Origin of the sequence: Aquimarina litoralis (genome assembly GCF_019295435.1) — a bacterium.
In the GTDB taxonomy this organism is placed as follows: Bacteria; Bacteroidota; Bacteroidia; order Flavobacteriales; family Flavobacteriaceae; genus Aquimarina; species Aquimarina litoralis_A.
In genome coordinates this window covers 1-21,917 of record NZ_WEKL01000015.1, presented here as the reverse complement: position 1 = coordinate 21,917, position 21,917 = coordinate 1, and the positions used below count along the sequence as shown (strand labels likewise).

At 34.7% G+C, this 21,917-nt stretch carries 13 protein-coding genes, 1 tRNA gene and 1 pseudogene; 9 read left to right on the top strand and 6 right to left on the bottom strand.

The window, feature by feature from the left end; genetic code table 11:
• Positions 1–47: 47 nt before the first annotated feature.
• The 3 genes from GBO31_RS09970 (at position 48) to GBO31_RS09960 (ending at position 10,170) form a co-directional block, all read left to right on the top strand.
• Positions 48–2,036, top strand: a complete 1,989-nt coding sequence (locus GBO31_RS09970) for a hypothetical protein (protein WP_219008188.1) — start codon at positions 48–50, stop codon at positions 2,034–2,036.
• A 6-nt stretch (positions 2,037–2,042) separates the two neighbouring features.
• On the top strand, positions 2,043–9,641 hold the full coding sequence (locus GBO31_RS09965) for a T9SS type A sorting domain-containing protein (RefSeq protein ID WP_219008187.1): 7,599 nt from the start codon (positions 2,043–2,045) through the stop codon (positions 9,639–9,641).
• A 91-nt stretch (positions 9,642–9,732) separates the two neighbouring features.
• Positions 9,733–10,170, top strand: coding sequence for a hypothetical protein (locus tag GBO31_RS09960; RefSeq protein ID WP_219008186.1), 438 nt, complete (start codon positions 9,733–9,735; stop codon positions 10,168–10,170).
• Here the strand turns inward: GBO31_RS09960 and GBO31_RS09955 are convergent.
• Complete coding sequence (locus tag GBO31_RS09955) at positions 10,167–10,589, bottom strand: secondary thiamine-phosphate synthase enzyme YjbQ (RefSeq protein ID WP_219008185.1); 423 nt, start codon at positions 10,587–10,589, stop codon at positions 10,167–10,169. The two genes, GBO31_RS09960 and GBO31_RS09955, sit on opposite strands and share 4 nt — an antisense overlap.
• Before the next feature lie 102 nt (positions 10,590–10,691).
• On the opposite strand from GBO31_RS09955, the gene GBO31_RS09950 reads away from it, so the two are divergent.
• Positions 10,692–11,510: an HAD family hydrolase gene (locus GBO31_RS09950; RefSeq protein ID WP_219008184.1), complete on the top strand. Its 819-nt coding sequence runs from the start codon at positions 10,692–10,694 to the stop codon at positions 11,508–11,510.
• 284 nt (positions 11,511–11,794) lie between these two features.
• Here the strand turns inward: GBO31_RS09950 and lepA are convergent, their stop codons facing one another.
• A complete protein-coding gene (gene lepA / locus GBO31_RS09945; RefSeq protein ID WP_219008247.1) occupies positions 11,795–13,591 on the bottom strand; it encodes a translation elongation factor 4 in 1,797 nt (598 codons plus the stop codon).
• A gap of 552 nt (positions 13,592–14,143) precedes the next feature.
• Between lepA and dusB the strand changes: the two genes are divergently transcribed.
• Positions 14,144–15,136, top strand: coding sequence for a tRNA dihydrouridine synthase DusB (gene dusB, locus GBO31_RS09940; protein WP_219008246.1), 993 nt, complete (start codon positions 14,144–14,146; stop codon positions 15,134–15,136).
• Between the two features lie 10 nt (positions 15,137–15,146).
• Here the strand turns inward: dusB and GBO31_RS09935 are convergent, their stop codons facing one another.
• Both GBO31_RS09935 and rbfA read right to left on the bottom strand, forming a co-directional pair.
• Positions 15,147–16,352 carry an ABC transporter permease gene (locus tag GBO31_RS09935; RefSeq protein ID WP_219008183.1) on the bottom strand — a complete coding sequence of 402 codons (1,206 nt, stop codon included), beginning with the start codon at positions 16,350–16,352 and terminating at the stop codon, positions 15,147–15,149.
• A gap of 94 nt (positions 16,353–16,446) precedes the next feature.
• A complete protein-coding gene (gene rbfA, locus GBO31_RS09930) occupies positions 16,447–16,839 on the bottom strand; it encodes a 30S ribosome-binding factor RbfA (protein WP_219008182.1) in 393 nt (130 codons plus the stop codon).
• Between the two features lie 126 nt (positions 16,840–16,965).
• On the opposite strand from rbfA, the gene mce reads away from it, so the two are divergent.
• The gene (gene mce, locus GBO31_RS09925; RefSeq protein WP_219008245.1) at positions 16,966–17,367 is read left to right on the top strand and encodes a methylmalonyl-CoA epimerase; all 402 of its coding nucleotides are present in this window, start codon (positions 16,966–16,968) and stop codon (positions 17,365–17,367) included.
• Between the two features lie 57 nt (positions 17,368–17,424).
• Positions 17,425–17,498: transfer RNA gene (locus GBO31_RS09920), tRNA-Ile, on the top strand.
• 181 nt (positions 17,499–17,679) lie between these two features.
• On the opposite strand, the gene GBO31_RS09915 is transcribed toward GBO31_RS09920, so the two are convergent.
• The gene (locus GBO31_RS09915; protein ID WP_343211302.1) at positions 17,680–18,426 is read right to left on the bottom strand and encodes a LytR/AlgR family response regulator transcription factor; all 747 of its coding nucleotides are present in this window, start codon (positions 18,424–18,426) and stop codon (positions 17,680–17,682) included.
• Positions 18,423–19,421, bottom strand: a complete 999-nt coding sequence (locus tag GBO31_RS09910) for a sensor histidine kinase (RefSeq protein WP_219008181.1) — start codon at positions 19,419–19,421, stop codon at positions 18,423–18,425. Before GBO31_RS09910 ends, GBO31_RS09915 begins: the two co-directional genes overlap by 4 nt.
• Before the next feature lie 234 nt (positions 19,422–19,655).
• Between GBO31_RS09910 and GBO31_RS09905 the strand changes: the two genes are divergently transcribed.
• On the top strand, positions 19,656–20,525 hold the full coding sequence (locus GBO31_RS09905; protein ID WP_219008180.1) for an ABC transporter ATP-binding protein: 870 nt from the start codon (positions 19,656–19,658) through the stop codon (positions 20,523–20,525).
• A 12-nt stretch (positions 20,526–20,537) separates the two neighbouring features.
• Positions 20,538–21,917 (top strand): annotated as a pseudogene (locus GBO31_RS09900) (hypothetical protein); the annotation flags it as partial.

Genomic DNA, 21,917 nt, shown 5'->3' with positions numbered 1-21,917 from the left:
TTTCGTTTTTTACACCAAAACTCTCTTTTGCGCAAACAAAAGAAGAAGTGCCAGAAGTAAGAGTTATTGCAAGAGCGCAAGAAGATCGAATTTTACTCAGATGGACTTTAAATACTCCTGTATCCTGGCGTAAAGGAAATCGATATGGATATACATTGGAACGTTATACAGTTTCAAGAAATAGAAAAACATTAACTAAACCAGAAAAAATAATTATTGGTCAGAATTTTAAACCACTTCCCGTATCGGATTGGAAAGGTATCGCTGAAACTAGCGATAATGGAGCAGTTATGGCGCAAGCATTATATGGTGAAAGCTTTTCTGTTGAAGGAGGAGGAGGAATGGCTTCTATCATTAATCGAGCCGAAGAACAACAACAAAGATTTGTTTTTGCCTTATATGCTGCTGATCAAGACTTTGAAATCGCTAAAAAAGCCGGATTGGGATATATAGATACCACTATACAACCTAATGAAAAATATTTATACAAAGTAATCGCCAATATTCCCGAAACTGAATTAAAAACTAAAGAAGGTGGTGTATTCATTGGGATATTAGATTATGAACCATTACCAGAACCAGTAGATTTTGTAGGAATTTTTCAAGATGGAGCCACTCTGTTAAGTTGGAACTCCAAAATTCTAAAAAACACCTATAATAGTTACATCATAGAAAGATCAGAAGATGGGAATTTTTATAAAAAACTAAATGATGTGCCTTACTCATCTGTCAATAAGGAAGCATCAAAAAAAGATTCCAGAACTTTATATCTGGATTCAATTACAAATAATCTCAACTACTATTATAGAATAAAAGGAGTGACATCATTTGGCGAATTTGGTCCCTATTCAAATATTGTTAACGGAGAAGGTAAAAAGGTATTAAAATATGTCCCTCACTTAATTTCAAAAAATCTCAAATCAGAAAATGAGGTGGAACTAACTTGGGATTTCCCTGAAGAAGGAAATAAGGATATTACAGGATTTACACTAAAAAGAGCAGATTCTGATCAAGGAGGATACAAACCTGTTATTACAGAAATATCTCCTAACACTAGAAAAGTTTCCTATAATAAACTTAGAGCTACCAACTATTTCAAGATTACAGCAATAGGGAAAGAAAACAACCAGAGAGATTCTTTTTCGATGTTGGTACAACCTATAGATTCAATCCCTCCTAAAAGACCTGTTGGTCTGGAGGGAGTTATAGATAGTACAGGAATAGTACAATTAAAATGGACGCCAAATACCGAAGAAGATTTAATGGGATATCGTATATATAGAGGAAATCAAAAAAATGAAGAATTTTCTCAATTAACGCAGTCTCCTCATGTAAATTTTACCTTCAAAGACACAATAAAAGTAGATAACTTAAACTCTAAAGTTTATTATCAACTAATAGCAGTAGACAAAAGGTACAATATGTCCAAACCTTCGGAAGTATTAACCTTAAAAAAACCAGATATAATTCCTCCAACTTCTCCCGTTTTTACGTCCTACTCTATTGAGAATGGAGTAGTACAACTCGAATGGGCTAATAGCTCTAGTGATGATGTAGAAGCACACTATATCTATAGAAAGGCTAAAGACGATAGTAACTGGCAATTTATACATAGTAGTGATACGAATAAAAAAACTACTTTTGCAGACAAACAAGTAGAAGAAGGGAAATACTATAGTTATACTATTTTGGCGAGAGATATCAGTGGCTTAGAATCTCAACCATCGCCTCCTATTTCTGTATTGATCCCAAAAACTACATTAAAACCAGCGGTAAAAGGCTTTTATGGAAATGTAAACACCTTTGACAAAACCATTTTATTAAGTTGGCGATATAAAGAAGCAGAGGTATCGAGTTTTGAATTATTCAGAGCTGTCAATGAACAACCCTCTTCTCTATACAAAGTACTTCCTGCTGGTACAAAAAGGTTTAGCGACACAGGCTTAACTATCAACTCTTCATACAAATATATCATTAGGGCAGTGTTTTTTGATGGAACATATTCCAAATCAAAAAAAATCGTAATAAAATATTAGTTAAGTATGCTGAGAATAATATTGTTTTTCATTGTTTTTGTAACTGGCTCTTTACAGGCACAAACCAAATATACTTTTCGATTTTCTCGTCCAGGTGGAGGTCCTGGTTCTTTTTATAATGGAGGGATTGAAACAATGAGATATAGAGTATATAGAGGAAATACCCTATTAGTAGATAGTGGTACACAAACCAGAACTATTCCTAGCATTGAATTTGGTGGTAATAAAGATTGGGAGGTATTTGACGTCGTACCAACCAGAGTTGTCGTTTCTTGGCGTACCAGCTATTTAGATTTATTCAACTGTTATTATACAGATGAGGAAATATCGATTACTGGTGTAGAATGTAATAATTACCCTGTTAACTGTACCTCGGTTACAGTATTTTCAAATAATGTTTTAGTGCAACCAACAGATGATGTTGTATGTCGAAAAGAAACCATCTCGTTAACTTCCAATACCTGTGTTTCAGAACAAGTAGTTGGGTGGCATTATAGTCTGGATGGAGTAAACTATGAAAACACATCAGTTACCACTCTATCAACCAATAATACAGCACAATTAGATCTTACAACTTTAAATATTCCACCATCTTATACTGGGAAATTATACTTTAGAGGAGTAATATCCATAAGTACTGGATTGTTTCAATCTATTACAATGGATTCTGATGTTATTGAATATAATCTGATCCCTTGTTCTCCAGAATTAGATCCTAATATAAGTCCAAACCCTGAACCAATCAATCCAATCTGTAGTGGAGATACAAACGGAAGATTTAGAATGACGTTTGACAGAGATATTGGTTCGCAAGAATATATTTCTGCTCCTTTGGATAAACTAGAAGTTGGTAATCAATGGATTCAGCAGACTCCATTGGTCTCTATTAATCCTGGAGATCTAAATGCTAGTTTAGAATATACTTGGCCTAATGATTTAGCACCAGGGCGCTATAGAGTTAAGTATCAATCTATTTTCAATGGTAGTCAAGTAGGTTCTGATTCTCCTTACTATGAATTTACCATAGGAACGCCAACTGCTGTTACATTTAATACATCATCAAACAGTCCTTCCTGCGTTTCAGGTCAGGGAACATCAAATAATGGAAGTATAACAATTAGTGGAGTAAATGGCGGAACACCCCCATATAAGTATAGTATTAATGGTAGTAGTTTTACAACTTTTAGCGGAAATAGCATTACACTCGCAAGAGGAGCAGGAACGTATTCAATAAGAGTAAAGGATAACAATGATTGTGATGCAACTTCCGGTGGAAACACCTCAATTTCTGAAACCATCAACGCAGCTACAGCAATCACCATTGCCAATACACCACCTGTAAATGTTACCCAATTTGGAGGAACTAATGGTAGTATTTCTCCTGGTGTTTCTGGAGGAACCACTCCGCCACTCACCTACAGCTGGACAGGACCCAACGGATTTTCATCTAGCCAACAAAATATATCTGGTCTACGAGCAGGAACGTATACACTTACTGTTAGAGATAACCCTGAAGGCTGCAGTACCTCTAGAAGTTTTATAGTTACAGAACCTAATCAGTTACTATTTAATTATCCGGCTAGCATTACCTCTGTAGATTGTAATGGAAATACAACCGGAGCGATTTCAATTACTGCATCTGGTGGTCTACCAGACTATAGATTTGAACTCCTAAAAGACAATGGTTCCGGTACTTTTACAACCACAGGTGATCAACTAGATACCTCCAACCTTACGACAGCTACCTTTTCTGTCACTGGATTAAGTGGAGGTGATTATAAAGTACGACTTACTGATAATCGTAACAATTCCAATCCTGATGTGGTTATTGAATCTATCACTCTTACCATACAAGAACCTGATCCTTTTCAAATCCAAAATATCAATCCTATTGATGCGCTTTGTAGAGGAGAAGCTAATGGTAGCATTGAATTAGATATCATTGGAGGAACAGGAGTTTATGAAATCAGTATGACGAAAAGCGGTGATGCCGGATTTAATAGAGTGATTAGTAACATTCCCAACAATAGTTTAGGATATAGTATTGATAATTTAGCAGAAGGAACCTATACTTTAACCCTTACCGATAGTAATTCATGTACGGTTATCAATCCTACTGTAGATCGCATAATCACAGTAGGAGAACCCACAACTGAGGTAAGTGTAAATACACTAAGTGTTGCCAGTCCAACATCTGGAAACGCTGATGGTAGTATTTCGGTTCAGGGTCAAGGAGGAACTGGTGGCGGCTATACCTATCTATGGAATACCGGTGCAACTACTTCATCTATTAGTAACTTAGCTGATGGAAATTATAGCGTAACCGTTAGAGATGCTAATGGATGTCCTGCAGTTGAAAATTATACACTGAACGAACTAGATGTAACCATTACCATAACACCTGGAGAAGAAGTTTTTTGCGATACGGATACTGCTGGATTCACTGCGAACCCGACTGGAGGAGATAATAATTATTCATATAATTGGTACAACCAAAATAACCTAACCAATAGCATTGGCACAAATCAAACTATTAACGGACTTACAGATGGAAATTATGTAGTTATTGTAAATGATGGAACTGGTGCTTCTGTCACTTCCGCAGCAGTAAATGTAAATATACCAGATCCCGTAGTTATTACTTCGGTAATCCCAACAGAAGTGAATTGTTTTGGTGGCAATGATGGAACACTAACGATCAATGCAACGGGTGGAACAGGCGTTTTAGAATATTCTATCGATAACGGAAGTACGTATCAAACAAACAATACCGATACCTTTATATTTACCAATTTAGCTGCAAACACTTACGAAATCATCGTAAAAGATGCTAATAATTGTGAATCTTCTGTATTTACCGAAACGGTAACCGGGCCAACTAATCCGATTACGATTCCCGGAACAGAAACTGATGTTACTATTTTTGGTCAAAATACAGGAGCCATTACAATCAACCCAACAGGTGGAAATAGTGGATATACCTATAGCTGGACAGGTCCAAATGGATTTTCTAGTACAGATAAAGATATATCTAACTTATTTGCCGGAACCTATACAGTTACTGTACGAGATAATCGTTTTGGTAGCACTTCTGATAACAGTGGTTGTACAGCAAGTCAAACTTTTACTGTTTCAGAGCCAGATGAATTATTGGTAACTATAGCTTATGAAACACCAAGTAGCGATTTGAAATGTAATGGTGATGATAATGCTCGTCTGTTGGCAACTGTATCTGGAGGAAACACTCCATATACGTATAATTGGTTTAAAGAAACTTTTGTAGGCTCTGGTATTTTCGATCCTTTAGCAGATACAACAGCATTATTAATGGGAGTAGATGAAGGAAATTATCGAGTAGAGATAGGTGATCCTAATGGAGCAATGACTTTTGATGAATTTTATGTTGACCAACCAGATCCATTAGGAATAAGTATTGCTGAAACTGAAATAAACTGCTTTGGTGATGCAACAGGTGCTATCGATATTACCGTTTCTGGAGGTACAACTCCTTATACATACCTCTGGTCTAACGGAGAAACTTCCGAAGATATTTCAGGGCTTCTAACTGGAGATTATTCAGTAATCGTTACAGATGCTAATGACTGTATACTTTCCTCTACTACCATTAACATTGAGCAACCTGCAGCGCCTTTAGAAATTACAAATGAAACTATTCAAGAGCTTTCTGGTTTTGAAACTAGTAATGGAAGTATTGATATTACCGTTTCTGGAGGTACAAGCCCTTATACTTATGAATGGCGTGTACAAGGAAATACAACTGTAATAGGAAATGCTAGTCTTATTGAAAATCTTGCTTCAAACACCTATGAAGTTACCATTATAGATGATAACAATTGTATCTTAATCCAAGATTATTTTGTAGATCAACCAGACCTTTTAGAAATCACAAATATACAATTGGATAACCCTTTGCAATGTTTTGGAGATACTACAGTATCCTTAACAGCAACCGTAGCAGGTGGTGTAACTCCTTATAATTATAGATGGTACAATACACTCAATCCAACTACTGATTTATCCACTACTAGCACCATTACTAACTTAGGAGAGGGAACCTATATCATTGAAATTATAGATGCCAACGGAAATCAAACTTCAGAAACTACAACGATTGTAAACCCTCCTTTATTAGAAGCGTCCTTTACTTCTGAAAATGTTTCTTGTAATGGTGGAAATGATGCAAGTATCGATATAACGGTTACTGGTGGTACTGGAGCATATAGCTTTTTCTGGAGTAACGGAGCTAATACTGAAGATATTTCTGGGCTTAGTATCGGAACATATGATCTTACCATTAGAGATGCTAATCTTTGTGAGACGACACTAAGTGTTACGATCACAGAACCTCTTGTTGGGTTAAATATTGCTGATTTTACAATCACTGATGCCTCAGGAAATGGACTTAGTAATGGAAGTATTGAAGTTGTAGCAAATGGCGGAACTCCTGCATATACCTATAATTGGACTGATAATACGAATACTCCTATCGGAACCAATAGCAACATACTAAACAATGTAGAAGCTGGAAGCTATTTCCTAACACTTACAGATACTAATAATTGTATTCTTGGACCAATAGAATACATCGTTGGCGAACCAGATCCTCTTTTAGTTACTATAGATGAAACTTCTATTGCTTGTTTCGGTGAAAATGGAGAATTATTCGCTATTGTTACTGGGGGAGTAACCCCTTATTCTTATGAATGGTTTGATAGCACTGATACTGTAATAAGTACAACTAGTAATACAGGACCAATTCCTACAGGTCAATATAGAGTGGTGGTTACGGATGCGAATTTAAACCAAACGGAAGTGCCAAATATAGACTTAACGCAACCTGATTTACTAGAAGTAACAAATATTGTAGTAACTGATGTAAGCTGTTATAATGGTAGTGATGGAAGCATTGAAATCACTGTTGCAGGTGGAACAGGTGCTTATTCTTATCGATGGAATACTTTAGGATCCACTACTAATATTTTAGACGGAATACCAGAAGGAGCATATCAAGTAACTGTTACCGATGAGAATACTTGTTCTGTAGACAGTCAAATAATCAACGTAGGTCAACCGGTAGTGTACGATATTATAAATACTGCAATAATAAGACCTTCTGGAACCGGAACTAATGATGGTAGTATCTCTATCACTATCACTGGTGGTGTTGCTCCTTTCACCTACCAATGGACTGATAATAATGCCGCAATAGTGCAGTTAGAGTCTAATACAACTTCAATTACTAGTACACTATCCAACCAATCAGAGGGTGTTTATAATATCCTTATTACAGATGCGGATGGATGTACAATTACAGATACTTATAATCTTGCAAATCCAGGAGAATTATTAGTAGAGATAACTCAAACACAAGCCGTTAGTTGTTTTGGCGGAAGTGACGGAATATTAGAGGTTATTACGACTGGTGGTGTCGGAGGAAACACCTATCAATGGTTTGATGCTACTAATAATACAGAAATCGGAAATAGTAATATATTAAATGGAATTGGCGCTGGTTCTTATTACATTATTGTAAGCAATGCTGAAGGAGTTAGCGAACAAAGTGCCATATTTAATGTAACTCAACCGTTGCCTGTAACCGGAAATCTTGTTGGAGATGCTCCCGATTGTTTTGGCGGATCTGATGGTAGTATTACCATTACCGCTTCTGGAGGAAATAATAGTTACTCCTATAGATATAGACTAATAAACGGGGTTTATAGCAATTGGATTCCTTTTGATAATGGAATGACTACTCAAATTACGAATCTTGCTGATGGAATTTACCAAGTGCAATTACAGGATAGTAATGGATGTTTTTATGAAGATAATGGAAATATTGGTGTATTATCCATACGACTAAATCAACCTGATCAGCTTATTCTGGATTCAGTAGTATTGACTGATCCGACAGGTTTTGGATTAACGAATGGAAGTATTGCTACCACAATTGCTGGTGGAACACCACCATATACCTACCAATGGAATGATACGAATGGAATCCTTAATGAAACTTCTTCCGTACTTACCAATATTGGTGCAGGAACATATACTATCGCAGTAACTGATGCATTAGGATGTCAGACTTCTCAAAGCTTTACATTGAATCAACCTGATCAGTTATTGGTAACTACCGATATCGTAAATGTAATATTATGTAATTCGGATACAAATGGAAGTATTAGAGCAATAGCAACAGGAGGAATCGGAACCTATACATATCAATGGTTTGAAGAAGGTAACAATACAGTTATCGGAACTGATGCGCTTTTAGACAATATTGGAGCAGGAACTTACTATGTTATTGTTACAGATGCTAATAATAATACTGTTCAAAGTCCAAATATAATAGTTACTGAACCTGATGAACTTCTAATTAGTTTATCTGCTGACTTTATATTATGTGGTGATGGCAATGATTGGAATATTGAGAGCAGTGTTACCGGAGGTACCGCTCCTTATAGCTATTTATGGGATGGAGGAAATGGAACCGCTCCTAATTTAGTAGATGTACTTCCAGGAACTTATGTAGTAACAGTACAGGATAGTAGAGGATGTAGTCAAAGTGCAACGATTACGCTAACACCTCCAGAACCGCTCACTAATAGTTTTGTAACTAATGATCCAACTTGTTTTAATGGAAATGATGGAACTATTGATATAACACCAACAGGTGGAACACCTCCATATACTTTCTTCTGGGATAATGGAGCTAATACAGAAGACCTATCAGGACTTTCATCAGGATCATATTCTGTAGAGATTTTTGATAGTAAAGGATGTTCTATAATTCAAGATTTTGAGCTTATTGATCCTGATGAGTTGATCATAGATCTTGGCCCTGACAAAACCTTATGCCTTGGGCAGTCCTATACGGTCGATGCTGCTATTTCTGATCCTGGCGCAACTTATTCCTGGACAGGAGACAACGGATTTACAGCTACTTCATCAGAAGTAACCTTATCCGAAAGTGGAAGTTATACTGTTTCTGTAACGACTTCACTTGGATGTATAAGTATCGATACGATAGAAATTATAGCATTAGAGAATGAAATATCTGCAGAATTCTTGGTTTCTACAGACTTATTCGTCAATGAAAGCTTTATTATTGTCGATGTTAGTAATCCTCTTCCAGATACCTTGGAATGGATTCTTCCAGAAGCTGCACAACAAGTTGATATTACGGACCGCTATGCAGAAATCATGTTCTCAGAAGAAGGTGAATATATCATCACTTTAAGAACAACTATTGGAGATTGTGAGACATTCTTTTCTAAAACAATTACAGTTAGAGAAGCTGTTTTTGATCGAGATGATGAAAATCAAAGTGGATTGCAACAATACTTGATGTATCCAAACCCTACCAAAGGGAACTTTACAATCGAGTTATCTTTTGACAAAGAAACTCCTGTAGACGTTAAATTATTTAGCATAGCAAATAACAGTTTGATCTACCAATATAGTGATGAACAACAAACAGCATATACAATTCCCTTTAATCTGGAAGGAATTGTTCCAACTGGATTGTATTTTGTCCTATTGGAAACTCCGGAAAAAAGTTATGTTCGCAAAATTGTTGTAGAATAATTTTGATGAAGCTATTACAAAAACCTCACTCAATTAGAGCGAGGTTTTTTTATGCATAATGTTTACCTTTGGATAAACTAAACATATCATTATGTACGAAGCAATACAAATCGTTCACTCCTATTGGGCATATCTAGTTGTTCTTATTGTAACTTTAGCAACTATCAATGCGCTTATCGGTTTTTTTACAAAAAGAGAATATGCGCCAAAAGATTTTAGAATATCTCTTTTTGCGTTGATCGTAACTCATATACAATTACTTATTGGGATTGTCATATTTTTTGTATCCCCTACCATTATGTGGTTTAAAAATGTACCCGTAAAAGATATTATGGGAGATCCTTTGCTTCGTTTGTATAATGTAGAACATCCGTTTACGATGATAGTAGTTGTTACTTTGATTACAATTGGATATTCAAAACATAAAAAGAAGTTGACTTCCACGCCAAAATTTAAAATGTTGGCTATTTTTTATACAATAGCTTTTGCTGCAATGTTATATATGATTCCTTGGGCAAATTGGTTCTAAGAACCAAAAGCTGTAAGTACTAATTTTCTGGAACCGCCATAATCTCTGTGTTCGCAAAGATAAATTCCTTGCCATATTCCTAGGTTAGGTGTACCCTTAGTGATGGGTAATTGTATAGAAGTTCCCATTAAGGAAGCCTTGATATGTGCTGGCATATCATCAGCACCTTCATATGTATGTAAATAATAAGGTGCATTTTCTGGAACCATTTTGTTCATATGGCTTTCAAAATCTTGTCTTACCGTCGGATCTGCATTTTCATTAATGGTCAAACTTGCAGAAGTATGCTTGATAAAAACCTGTAATTGTCCAATAGCAATCTTGCTAATCTCAGGAATTTCAGAAAGCACTTCCTCTGTGATTAAATGAAAACCCCTTGKATAAGGTCTTAAGTGTATTTCTTTTTGAAAGAATTTCATAGGATATGGATAAAAAAAGCAATTTAATACAAATTTTACAGTAATAATCGAACGTCTTATTGCAAACTCTAATACCTTTACAGGGATTTTAATCAATATTCTATGGATTTATCCAAAATAAAATTAGTCGCTACAGATATGGATGGAACGCTTCTCAATTCTAGAGGAGAAGTAAGTCAGTCCTTCTTTTATCTATTTGATGAATTAAAGGAACTAGGTGTCACCTTTGTTGCTGCAAGTGGTAGGCAATATTATAGTATCCTACACAAACTAAATGCGATTAAAGATGATATGATTGTCATAGCCGAAAATGGCGCTTTGACAATGCATAGAGATCAGGAATTGCAGAGAACCGAAATTGATCGAGATACCTACTTGGAGCTATTAGAAATCACACAAAAATTAGAAGGTTCACAAGTGATTCTTTGTGGTCGTAAAAAAGCATATATCGAAGATTATGGAAAACCATTTGAAAATATGCTCAATGAGTTTTATGGCAAATATGAGATTGTAAAAGATCTTTCTGAAGTTATTGATGATCAATACTTAAAAATTGCTATTTGCAACGAAAAAGGTTCTGAACAATATTTATATCCAGCCTTAAAACATCTAGAAAATAGATTAAAAGTCAAAGTCTCTGGTAAAGTATGGCTAGACTTATCTCATAATGACGCTAATAAAGGACATGCACTGAAGAACGTTCAAAAAAGCTTAGACATCTCTAAAGAAGAAACCATGGTTTTTGGGGATTATAACAATGACCTAGAAATGATGTCTAGAGCTACCTATAGTTTTGCCATGCAAAATGCCCATCCTAATGTAAAGGAAGTGGCGAATTACATGACAAAAAGTAACGATGAGAATGGTGTAGAATATATGCTTTCTAAAATGATAGCAGCAAAAAAACAAACTACACTATAGATTTTGATTTTGATAAGATTATCTGCTATGATCTTAAGATATGCAAGCTAATACAATAGATATAATAAAGAAGTAAACGTATATCGGTTGTCTAGTTAAAAACTTCTGCATAATAATAGGGGTTATATGAATTAAGTTTTAATGAATATAGAAATTATATTGGGGAGCTATATTCGCGAGCAAAGATATAAAAATAAAATAAAAAACGCACTTTAGCTTAAAAAAGTGCGTTTTGTCGTATTTTTTATATTGTTGAAAGAAGCCTTTTTCTTACTTCAGCTAGTTTAATCATTCAGTTTTAAAACTGCCATAAATGCTTCTTGCGGAATTTCAACATTACCTACCTGACGCATACGCTTCTTACCCTTTTTCTGCTTTTCTAATAATTTACGCTTTCGAGAAATATCACCACCATAACACTTAGCAGTTACATCTTTTCTTAACGCTTTTACAGTTTCTCTTGCAATAAATTTTGCTCCAATAGCAGCTTGTATTGGAATATCAAATTGTTGTCTAGGAATAAGATCTTTAAGCTTTTCGCAGATCTTTTTACYAATTGTATAGGCATTATCTTTATGTAATAAAGCAGATAACGCATCTACAGTATTCCCATTTAATAAGATATCCACTTTTACTAATTTAGAGGTTCGCATACCTATCGGAGTATAATCAAACGATGCATATCCTTTAGAAACTGTTTTTAGTCGATCATAAAAATCGAATACAATTTCTGCCAATGGCATATCAAAAGTAAGCTCCACACGCTCAGTAGTAAGATACGTTTGATTTGTAATCTCACCTCGTTTTTCAATACATAATGACATTACAGATCCTACAAAATCAGCTTTGGTAATAATAGAAGCTTTTATATATGGTTCTTCTACTCTATTCATAGCAGAAGGATCAGGTAAATCAGATGGATTATTTACTACAATAATATCATCAGGGTTCTTATTTGTAAACGCATGGTAAGATACGTTTGGTACCGTAGTAATTACGGTCATATTAAACTCTCGCTCTAAACGTTCCTGAATGATTTCCATATGTAACATCCCTAAAAATCCACATCGAAATCCAAAACCTAAAGCTGCAGAACTTTCTGGCACAAAAACTAAGGAAGCATCATTCAACTGCAATTTTTCCATAGAAGCACGAAGTTCTTCATAATCCTCAGTATCCACAGGATAAATACCTGCGAATACCATAGGTTTTACATCTTCAAAACCTTCAATAGCATTTTTTGTTGGCGTTTTTGCATCAGTAATAGTATCTCCTACCTTTACTTCTCTAGCATCCTTTATACCTGTAATCAGATATCCAACATCTCCTGTCTTAATATCTTTTTTAGGCACCTGGTTTAATTTTAAAGTACCCACTTCATCTGCAGAATAAACTTTCCCAGTAGCTACAAATTTAATTTGCTGCCCTTTTTTTATTTCTCCATTTACTACCTTAAAATAGGTTTCTACTCCTCTAAAAGAATTATAAACCGAATCAAAAATCAATGCCTGTAATGGCTCATTAGGATTCCCTTCAGGAGCTGGTACTCTTTCAATAATGGCATTCAGAATTTCTTCAATTCCGATTCCTGTTTTTGCACTAGCAGGAATAACTTCTTCAGGATCACAACCCAATAGGTCTACAATATCATCTGTAACTTCTTCAGGATTCGCACTTGRCAAATCTATTTTATTCAGTACCGGAATAATTTCTAAATCATTATCCAACGCAAGATATAGATTGGATATCGTTTGCGCCTGTATACTTTGTGCAGCATCTACAATCAACAAAGCACCTTCACAAGCGGCAATAGAACGAGAAACCTCATAAGAAAAATCTACGTGTCCTGGAGTATCAATCAGGTTTAAAATATACTCCTCACCCTTATACTTATACTCCATCTGGATTGCGTGACTCTTGATCGTAATTCCACGCTCACGTTCCAGATCCATATTGTCCAATAACTGATTCTGAGCCTCTCTAGCGGTAACAGAACCTGTATAATCCAATAATCGATCAGCTAGCGTACTCTTACCATGATCAATATGCGCAATAATGCAAAAATTTCTTATGTTCTTCATCATTCTTTTTTTTGGCGGGCTAAACCGGGTTATCCGTTGTATCTTTTTTGTTTTTCCATCGCTTTTTCCCTAGTAAACTGCCTCTGGGCAAGCCTTGGAACATTCAAATCTCGATTATCGAGTAAACAAAAAAGGATGTCACTTCTATCCCTGCCCGAATACATTCAATGCTTTTATAGGCCCAATATATCTGTTCAAATCACAGAAAATCAAACTCCACAATGTGGATAAATCATTGAGTTTGCAAATATAATCGATTTTAGAAGGTTTATATCATCAATACTTGATTTTTAAATGATTCTCGTTTCAGATTTAATCTTATACCAGTTCTTATATGAAATTACTGAAATGTAAAATTGAGCTATTTTGGATTTAGACAAGGAAGAAAATTTATGGATAGCCTTAGCTATCGATACATTTTGTGACGAAGCATCAAGTCAAAAGAGACAATTTTATACGGTCATTTCATATGAGAAATGGTATTATAATGAAGATTCGTTAGAATTCGTACTTTTGCAGAGAATTACGTTTAATATTTATCAAACAGAAGTTTTGGCAAAGATAGGAGACATTGATGTAGGAGAATTTCCTTTACTATTAGCACCGATGGAGGATGTAAGTGATCCACCATTTAGAGCATTATGTAAAGAACAAGGAGCAGATGTTGTATATACTGAATTTATATCCAGCGAAGGATTAATTCGAGACGCAGCAAAGAGTGTGATGAAGTTGGATATCTATGAAAAAGAACGTCCGGTTGGTATTCAAATTTTTGGAGCCAATTTGGATTCTATGCTAAAATCTGTTGAGATCGTAGAAGCATCAGGACCAGATATCATAGATATTAACTTTGGATGTCCTGTAAAAAAAGTAGTAAGCAAAGGAGCTGGAGCTGGTATCTTAAAAGACATCGATCTAATGGTTTCTCTAACCAAAGCAATGGTCGAACATACCAAACTACCGGTAACAGTAAAAACCAGATTAGGTTGGGATCATAATTCTATAAAAATTGTAGAAGTAGCAGAACGTTTGCAAGATGTAGGCTGTAAGGCCATTTCCATTCATGGACGTACAAGAGCCCAGATGTATAAAGGAAATGCAGATTGGAAACCTATTGCAGAAGTAAAAAACAATCCCAGAATGCATATTCCTGTATTTGGAAACGGAGATGTAGACAGTCCTGAACGAGCCGTAGAAATGCGAGATCAATATGGATTGGATGGTGCAATGATCGGTCGTGCTAGTATCGGATATCCATGGTTTTTCAAAGAAGTAAAACACTATTTCAAAACGGGAGAACATTTACCACCTCCAACCATTGAAGAAAGAGTAATTGCAGCACGTAGACACTTACAAATGTCGATTGATTGGAAAGGAGAAAAATTAGGCGTTTTCGAAACCCGAAGACATTATACCAATTACTTTAAAGGAATTCCTCATTTTAAAGAATATCGTACCAAAATGGTCACTAGCGATGATTCTAAAGATGTATTTGCCGCTTTTGATGAAGTGCAAGAGAAGTTTGCAGGATTTGAGTTCGCTTAACTATAAGTTTCTAGAAGCGTATTAAGCGCTGATTGATTCTACTAGACGCTAGTAAAGAAGCTACGATACCGATCACGGTAATTGTTAGAAAAACGATTACAAAACTTACCACTGTAATTTTTGTAGGATACGGCAATGTTGGTGTAATCATCAACAAGCCAAATTGTTGCTGACATACAATGATGATAAAACCTAACAGAAGTCCTAATAAAGCACCTAAAATAGTCATCAAAGATCCTTGAAATAAGAATACCTGTCTAATTTTATGCAAATTAGCACCTAGGTTATATAAAGTCTGTATGTTTTTCTTCTTATCAATGATCATCATAATAATCGCTCCTGCTACATTAAACAGCGCGATGATCGCGATCAAGGTGATAATTAAATACGCTGCTAAGTTTTCAGTATTCAACATTCGATATAAAGTATCATTCAATTGAATACGGTTTTTTACAATCACCTCGTCTTCAAACAGTGCAATTAATTGCGCTCTGATGGTGTCCTCATCTGTATCAGGAGACAATTTTAACTCTACGTTAGTAACCTGATCTTTAGGTAAGTTTAATAAGTCTCTTGCCAAACCAATCGTAGAAAAAACGTATTTCTTATCTAAATCTTCATTCACTGCATAAATTCCAGTGTTCACTACTGCTTTTTTTCGAAAGGCTTTTGATGGATCTTTCGGAATTCCCTTTCCCGGTTTAGGAACATAGATATTTAAGAAGTTGGTATAGATCTGCTCTACTCCCATTCCTAATTCTCTACTGATTCCATAACCTGCCACTACTTGTGCATCATTTCCTGTTAACCATTCTCCGGCAAATACGATACTATCCGTTGTAATAACCTTGTTATAACTGGTATCTACACCTTTGATGAAACCTGTTTTTTGCTTGTCTTTAAACTCCAAAAACACACGTTCTTCAATAACTTCCGAAAAACCTACCACACCTTCCATAGCAGCTAATTTCTTTTTTTGATCTTCGGTAATGGTAAATGTTTTTCCACTTGATGGAAATACTTTCAGATCAGGATCAAAATACGAAGAAAACTGTAGGCTAAAATCTTTCAAACCTGCAAAACCACATAAAACCAAGAATAAGGACATCGCTCCTATAACTACACCAGCTGCTGCAATACCTGTAATGATATTAATTGCATTACTACTACCCGGTGAAAACAAATACCGCTTGGCGATGTATAAAGGAAACTTCAAATTATTTGGTGCAAAATCTTAATCAGCTATTTTTTAATAAAGATAACAGAATATGTGGTTATAACTGCTTTATGTATTGTATTAACTTAAAATATTACTTTTTCTTACGTTTTGGTAATAAATCCGGATTTTCTAAAGGGTTTTCTTCTCCCTTAATGGCTCTTTCGATATTGTCAATATACTCTAAAGAATCATCAATAAAATAGGATAATTCCGGCATACGACGCAGTTGATTTTTAGTGCGCTGGGCTACCTGATGTTTGATTTGTGATTTTACAGCATTTACTTCTTGTAATACTTTTTCTCCTTCATTATGAGGAAACACACTCATATATACTTTGGCAATGGATAGATCTGTGGTAACACTCACTTTGGTTACAGAAACCAAAATACCCTGTACTCCTGCTTCACGTAATGCAAGTTGTATTACATCTGCTACATCACGTTGCAATACGCCTCCTATTTTTTTCTGTCTATTTGTTTCCATATCTGCAAAAATAGCTAATTATGCGATGTATTGATTTTCTTTTGATAGAAAATCCTTTGCATACAGCTATTTTGTACTTTTATCCTCGTTATCTAATAATTATTAAAATTTAAACTTGTGAATCATATCAACAAAATTGAACATATAGGCATTGCTGTAAAAGATATCGAAAAGGCCAATACACTTTACGAACAATTACTAGGTGTTGCTCCGTATAAAGAAGAAACTGTAGAAAGTGAAGCGGTGATTACTTCTTTCTTTAAAGTTGGCGAAAACAAGATCGAACTTTTGGCAAGCACCAGTGAAGATGGCCCTATTGGAAAGTTTATTGCCAAAAAAGGCGAAGGCATCCATCATATTGCTTTTGATGTAGACGATATTGAAAAAGAATTAGAAAGACTGGAAAAAGAAGGATTTCAATTGATCAATAAAACCCCTAAAAAAGGAGCTGATAACAAGCTAGTTGCCTTTGTACATCCTAAAACAACAAATGGTGTTTTGGTAGAGCTTTGTCAAGAGATCAATTAAATTATAAAAAATGTTTGGCGTGTTTATATCAATTACTTAAATTTGCCCTCCGTTTTAGGTCCCATAGCTCAGCTGGTTAGAGCACCTGACTCATAATCAGGGGGTCCTTGGTTCGAGCCCAAGTGGGACCACGTAGTGGAAAAGTCCTTGCAATTAGCAAGGGCTTTTTTTGTGGAACAAAGTGAAACAAATCTTGGGTGAGAAGTTTATCCTGAGGGAGGTACGACTCGAAGGAAGCCCAAGTGGGACCACCCAAAAGCCTTAGTGAAAACTAGGGCTTTTTTTATTGAACCTTATAAAGTTAAACCAAGCCTATTTTAGAAACTTAGCCAAATTTTGTTTGTAAACACTTCCTACAGGAATATGTTTGTCGCTAATTTTTATACGATTTCCTTCGATAAAATCAATTTTTCTAATCGCTATGATATAAGAACGATGCACTCTTACAAACAAGTTTTGAGGTAGTTTGTTTTCAAAATTCGTCAGTCGGTCTAAAGTGATAATTGTTTTATCTTCTACATAAATCTTTACATAGCTACCCACACTTTCTAAGTATAAAATAGTATCTAAGGCTACTTGATGTGTTTTTTTATCTCCTTTAATAAAAATATGTTCTTCATAATCATTGGGAAGCGTAGAAATGACTTTAGGTGAAGTATTGACCGTCATCTCAAGCTCACTTTTGCTTTTAGAAGTCTCTAGTAATTTTTTTTGTTGAGCCGCTTTATTAACAGCTTTTAAAAAACGCTCAAAACTAAAAGGCTTTAGTAAATAATCCTGAATAGCGAGTTCATATCCCTCCATTGCGTATTCTTGATATGCCGAAGTAATAATAATCAAAGGAGGATTGGTTAATGTTCTTAAAAAGTCTAAACCTTTTAATTTTGGCATGTTTATATCTAAAAATATCAAGTCAACCTGATTTTCATTTAAATAATTGATCGCCTCAAAAGCAGAATAACACTCCTTTTCGATCTCTATAAATGAAAGATTATCACAATAATTATTAATGACGCTATGCGCAAGTGGTTCATCATCTACTATTAAACATTTCATCATACATATAATTTTAGGTGAACACTAAATAGCGTTTCGTTTCTAACAATTTTAAGTTCGTGCGTATCAGGATATAGTAATGCTAATCTTCTTTTCACATTTTCGAGACCGATTCCTTTTTCATGTTTTTCTGTAGTAGTACCAAAATTATTTTCAATATAAAAATGAAGTACATTCGCTTCATTCTTTAAGCTGATATTAATAAACGCTTCTTTATCTAATAAATCAAAACCGTGCTTAAAGGCGTTCTCAATAAACACAATTAAAATCATGGGCGCAATTTTAATATTGGTATCACGGATGTCATTTTTTAAAGTAATCACACCTCTTTTATGATGCCTCACTTTTTGCAGCGCAATAAAGTTCTCCATATAGGTTACTTCGCCTTCTAATGAAACTTCTTGTTCTTTGCAATCATAAATGGTATACCGCATCATTTCTGATAACTTCAGGATAACAGAAGGGGTTTGATCAGATTTTTCTAAAGACAACGCATATAAATTATTGAGTGTATTAAAGAAGAAATGAGGGTTGATTTGATTTTTTAAAGACGACAGTTCTAAATGCAATTGATCATTCTCTATTTGTTTTATGGTCGATAATTGAATAAACCATCGATATGCGATATGCAGTAATGTGGTAATAATTAACAATAAAACAGTTCCTATAATACCTACGCCATAATTGGGTTCTTCATTAGGTTCATTAAACCAATTTCGATCCATCCAAGGCTCTCCATATCCTAAAACAAATCCCCAAATGGCCACTAAAGCAATAACAATAATTCCATACATAAGATATTTCTTTTTGACAAGAAAATTCGGAATCAACCAATAGATATTGAAATACACTGGTGGTGCTAACAAAAGAAAAATACTCGATGCAGTTTGTAGAAAGAACTCTGGTAAAACATCTACCGAAAGGTTTTCTTTTGAAGAAAAAACCATGAGCATGGATAGTAGGATAGCAATACTTAACAATAGTATTAGATGTATCACAAAGCGCTTTTTATGTATCGTAATCATACGACAAAAATAGAATTCACTACTTGAACAACCTATTCTAATCAATGAAAAGCTAAAATTCATCCATGAACTTGTGGTTTTTGTAAATGAACTTAGTTGATTGATGATTCACACCTTTTTACGATCTAAAAGTAGGAGTTCGATAAATTAAATAGTTAGAGATCAGCAATTAGAATTTATTTGTTTCCTAATCAAAAACGGAACAAAATGAATCTAATACTCAACAATTTAAATAAAACCTATGCTAACGGAGTCAAAGCATTAGACAATCTTTCATTAGAAATATCTAGCGGTATGTTCGGCTTATTGGGTCCTAATGGTGCGGGAAAATCATCCTTAATGAGAACCTTATCCACATTACAAGAAGTAGATAGTGGTTCTGCATTTTTAGGAGAAATAGACATCATAAAAAATCCTATCGCTCTAAGAAAAGTGCTAGGATATTTACCACAAGAATTTGGTGTTTATCCCAAAATTACGGCTAGGCAATTATTAGATCATATAGCCATACTAAAAGGAGTATCTGCAAAAAAACAGCGCAAAGAACTCGTAAACTACTTATTACAGAAAGTAAACCTATATGATAAACGCAATAAAGAGGTAAAAGGATTCTCTGGAGGAATGAAGCAGAGAATAGGTATTGCACAAGCATTAATTGGCAATCCAAAACTGATTATTGTCGATGAGCCTACTGCTGGTTTAGATCCTGGCGAAAGAAATAGATTTCATAATCTTTTAGCCAAAGTTGCCAATGATGTTATTGTTATCCTTTCTACCCACATTGTTGAAGATGTTAGAGAACTATGTCAAAATATGGCGATTATGAATCATGGTCAAATAATTTGTCATGGCAGACCTCAACAGGTTATTGATGAACTACATAATAAAGTTTGGGAAAAACTCATTCATCATCACGAACTAGAAAGCTACCATAATACCCATACCGTAATTTCTAATAAAATGGTTGGAGGTCAACCTTTAATCCATGTACTCAGCGCTGAAAAACCATCTGAAGGTTTTCAGCAAGTACCTCCAACACTAGAGGATGTGTTCTTTTCGAAAATTAACAACAATTAAAATTCCACCACTATGACTATGTTTAAAGCATTCTTATTACAAGAAATCATCACTGGTTTTAAAAGACCTATGCTGTATATATTCTTGTTTATTTTTACCGTGATATCCGCAATGGGTGCCGTTAATGTGGATATTACTTTTGGAGGTGCCACAGGAACTGTTTTCAAAAATGCTCCGTATGTAATCAGCATGTATACTGCTAATCTAAGTATCATAGCACTGCTCATTGCAACGGCATATTTTAATAATGCTGCTTTAAAAGATTATCAAAACAATTTTGCAGGGATCTTATTTAGCACATCCACACATAAAGCAAGTTATTATTTCGGTAGATTTTTGGGTAGTTTATGTTTAGCAACAATTCCTTTATTAGGTGTTTTTGTAGGATTTTCTATAGGCACACAAATAGGTCTGGAATCTGGAATGGAAACCACTAAAAAGATCAGCACTTTAGCTCCTTATGTATTTGTCAATAACTTCCTATTGTTCGTTTTGCCAAATATTTTTGTTTTTGGAGCAATCATTTTTGCGATTGCCAACAAATGGAAAAGCACCATTATTTCATTTATTGCCACGATTATCATTATAGTGTTGTATTTACTTTCTGGCACATTTATGAATGATATCAGCACAGAAGGTTTCGCTGCATTGACTGATGTAACAGGATTAAGAGCTTATACTATAGATACTAAATACTTTACTCCAATAGAGAAAAACACAGAAGTAGTCTCTTTTTCTGGCTGGGTACTTATCAATAGATTGCTTTGGATGTCTATAGCAATAGCTACCATCATGATTTCTTATTTTTCTTTTTCGTTTGTTCAAAAACAACAAAAAATCAAAGGATTAAAAAAGAAGGTCAATCATATCAAATCTTCGCAAACCTTTTATTTGCCTACCATCAATAGCCGTTTTGATATTCATACATTCTGGTTACAATACAGTAGCTTTTTTAAGAGTAATCTTTATACAATTTTAAAAAGTAACACCTTCAAAATACTACTCTTTTTTGGAGTACTTATTTTACTCAACAAACTACTAAACGGATTCGAATATTTGGGATTACAGTCGTATCATGTCACCAGTAAAATAATAGCTTTTAACCGTCCTATTAGTATGATCATGGGAATGATTATAGCAGTCTTTTTTAGTGGCGAATTGGTATGGAGAGAAAGAAAAAGTAACATCAGTCAGGTAATTGATAGCACTCCGCACTCCTCATTAACCGTTCTTTTGGCTAAAATTAGTTCATTAATCGTGATCAGTATATTGTTTGATATCCTATTAATCATCATAGCCGTTTTATATCAACTATTTAATGGATACACCAACTTAGAAATCACTGTATACCTACAAGATTTTTTATTTACTGGATTACCCACCTATGTTATT